Here is a 942-nt window from a genome sequence, read left to right as displayed (position 1 = left end):
GCGGGACAAGGACCTGTTCCCCTGTCCCACTCTTTGGGATGACGGCAGGAAACTAAACGGGCTGCTTCCAGAGGTTGATTTCCGACTCCACCGCGAATTCGTCGATGGCGTTCAGCTCATCCTCCGTGAACTCGAGATTGTTGATGGCGGACAAGGTGTCCTCCAGCTGGCGGACGCTGGAGGCACCGATCAGTGCGGACGTGACTGGCGAACCCTTCGGCTGGTCCCGCAGGATCCAGGCGACGGCCATTTGGGCCAGCGACTGCCCGCGGCCCTCAGCGATGCCGTGCAGTCCACGGATCCGCTGCAGCTTTTCGTCCGTGATGGCGTCCTCTGACAGGAAGCGGGCCTTGGCTGCACGCGAATCAGCAGGAACACCGTTGAGGTAGCGGTCGGTGAGCATGCCCTGGGCCAGCGGCGAGAAAGCGATGGAACCGGCGCCCACCTGGTCGAGTGCCTCATAGAGATTCGGCGAGCCGTCCTCGGTCCACCGGTTAAGCATGGAATAGCTGGGCTGGTGGATCAACAGGGGCGTCCCAAGGTCCTTCAGGATGCGGGCCGCTTCCAGGGTCTGCTCGGGGGTGTAGGACGAGATGCCGGCGTAGAGTGCCTTGCCCGAACGCACTGCGTAGTCCAGGGCGCCCATGGTTTCCTCCAGCGGCGTTTCGGGATCCGGCCGGTGGCTGTAAAAGATGTCCACGTAGTCCAGGCCCATCCGCTCCAGCGACTGGTCCAGGCTGGAGATCAGGTACTTGCGGGAGCCCCATTCGCCGTAGGGGCCCGGCCACATGTAGTAGCCGGCCTTCGTGGAGATGACGAGCTCGTCCCGGTAGGGCTTGAAGTCGTCCTTGAGGTGGCGGCCGAAGTTGGTTTCGGCAGAGCCGTCCGGAGGGCCGTAATTGTTGGCGAGGTCGAAGTGGTTGACGCCCAGGTCAAAGGCAC

The 942-nt window shown here is 63.4% G+C and carries 1 protein-coding gene; it reads right to left on the bottom strand.

What is annotated here, in order from left to right:
* Window positions 1–52: 52 nt before the first annotated feature.
* The coding region (locus AC5RWX_RS33790) for an aldo/keto reductase (RefSeq protein ID WP_494100501.1) at window positions 53–942 on the bottom strand (890 nt) is incomplete at its 5' end.

It is taken from the genome of Arthrobacter sp. SPT-J7 (genome assembly GCF_059089965.1).
This window is presented reverse-complemented; position numbering and strand designations above follow the sequence as displayed.